Here is a 2,338-nt window from a genome sequence, read left to right on the forward strand (position 1 = left end):
GCGATCGATGCAAACAATGACTTAACAGCTGAAGAAAAAGCAAAAGCTAAGGAAGACGCGAAAGCCAAAGCTGATGCAGCTAAACAAGCAATCGACAACGCAACAACAAATGATGCAGTAACGCAAGCTAAGACTGATGGAGCAACAAGTGTAGATGCAGTAAATCCAACACCAGTAGCTAAGCCAGCAGCTAAACAAGCAATCGATGATGCGTTAAAAGCTAAGAACGATGCGATTGATGCGAACAACGACTTAACAGCTGAAGAAAAAGCAAAAGCTAAGGAAGACGCGAAAGCCAAAGCTGATGCAGCTAAACAAGCAATCGACAACGCAACAACAAATGATGCAGTAACGCAAGCTAAGACTGATGGAGCAACAAGTGTAGATGCAGTAAATCCAACACCAGTAGCTAAGCCAGCAGCTAAACAAGCAATCGATGATGCGTTAAAAGCTAAGAACGATGCGATTGATGCGAACAACGACTTAACAGCTGAAGAAAAAGCAAAAGCTAAGGAAGACGCGAAAGCCAAAGCTGATGCAGCCAAACAAGCGGTTGATAAAGCAACAACAAATGCTGATGTTGAAAATGCAAAAACTAATGGAGTAGCAGATGTAAACTCATTGAATCCAGTAGCAGTTAAGAAACCAGAGGCTAAAAAAGCTGTAGATGAAACACTTAAAGCAAAAGAAGCAGAGATTGATGAGAATAATGATTTAACAGCGGAAGAAAAATTAGCAGCTAAGGAAGAAGCTAAAGCGAAAGCCGATGCAGCTAAGCAAGCAATCGATGGAGCTGATACAGATGTTAAGGTTGACGTAAATAGTATTTCAGGTTTGAGTGATGTTAATTCATTTAATCCAGAGCCAGTTAAGAAACCGGAGGCTAAGAAAGTAATCGATTCAGATCTAGAGAAAAAAATAGAAGAAATCGATGCTCGAAATGATTTAACAACTGAAGAGAAAACTGCGGCAAAAGCTGAAGCAGAAAACAAAGCTAATCAAGCAAAAGAAGCAATAGATGCAGCAGATACTGATATTAAAGTTGATGAAAATAGCATTTCAGGTTTAAGTGATGTTAATTCGTTTAGTCCAGAAGCAGCTAAGAAACCAGCAGCCAAACAGGCAATAGATGATGCATTAAAAGCAAAAGAAGATGCAATCGATGCGAATGATGACTTAACAGCAGAAGAAAAAGTGAAAGCAAAAGCAGAAGCTAAGGCAAAAGCCGATTCAGCGAAAGAAGCAATCGACAACGCAACAACAAATGATGCAGTAACGCAAGCTAAGACTGATGGAGCAACAAGTGTAGATGCAGTAAATCCAACAGCACAAGCGAAGCCAGCGGCTAAGAAAGCAATCGACGATGCATTGAAAGCTAAGAACGATGCGATTGATGCGAATGATGACTTAACAGCAGAAGAAAAAGTGAAAGCAAAAGCAGAAGCTAAGGCAAAAGCCGATTCAGCGAAAGAAGCAATCGATAATGCGACAACAAATACAGAAGTAGAACAGGCTAAGACTGTAGGAACAACAAAGGTAGATTTAATAAATCCATTAGCGGTTAAGAAACCAGCAGCGAAACAAGCAATTGATGAAGCTATTAAAGCTAAGAATGACGAGATTGATGCTCGTACAGACTTAACAGATGAAGAGAAAACCACAGCTAAAGCAGACGCAAAAGCTAAGGCCGACGCAGCGAAAGAAGCAATCGATAATGCGACAACTAACGCAGCTGTAGAAAAAGCTAAGACAGATGGAGCAACGAGTGTAGACTCAGTAAATCCAACAGCACAAGCGAAGCCAGTAGCTAAGAAAGCAATTGATGATGCATTGAAAGCTAAAAATGACGCAATCGATGCACGTACAGACTTAACAGATGAAGAGAAAACTGCAGCGAAAGCTGATGCGAAAGCCCAAGCCGATACAGCCAAGCAAGCAATCGATAGCGCAACAACAAATGATGCAGTGACTCAAGCTAAAAATGATGGAGCAACAGAAGTAAACAATGTAAATCCAACAGCGGTGGCTAAACCAGCGGCAAAGAAAGCAATAGACGATGCACTAAAAGCTAAAAAAGATGAAATCGATGCACGTACAGACTTAACAGACGAAGAAAAAACTGTAGCGAAAGCTGATGCGAAATCCAAAGCAGATGCAGCCAAACAAGCAATCGACAATGCGACAACAAATGACGCAGTAGAAAAAGCTAAGACAGATGGAGCAACGAGTGTAGACTCAGTAAATCCAACAGCACAAGCGAAGCCAGTAGCTAAGAAAGCAATTGATGACGCACTAAAAGCTAAGAATGACGCGATTGATGCTCGTACAGACTTAACAG

At 41.1% G+C, this 2,338-nt stretch carries 1 protein-coding gene; it reads left to right on the forward strand.

The window, feature by feature from the left end; genetic code table 11:
• Positions 1 to 2,338, forward strand: a 2,338-nt coding sequence (locus HMPREF0446_RS08690; RefSeq protein WP_020991285.1) for a DUF1542 domain-containing protein, incomplete at both ends; no start/stop codon positions are given.

This window comes from Granulicatella elegans ATCC 700633 (assembly GCF_000162475.2).
GTDB lineage: Bacteria > Bacillota > Bacilli > Lactobacillales > Aerococcaceae > Granulicatella > Granulicatella elegans.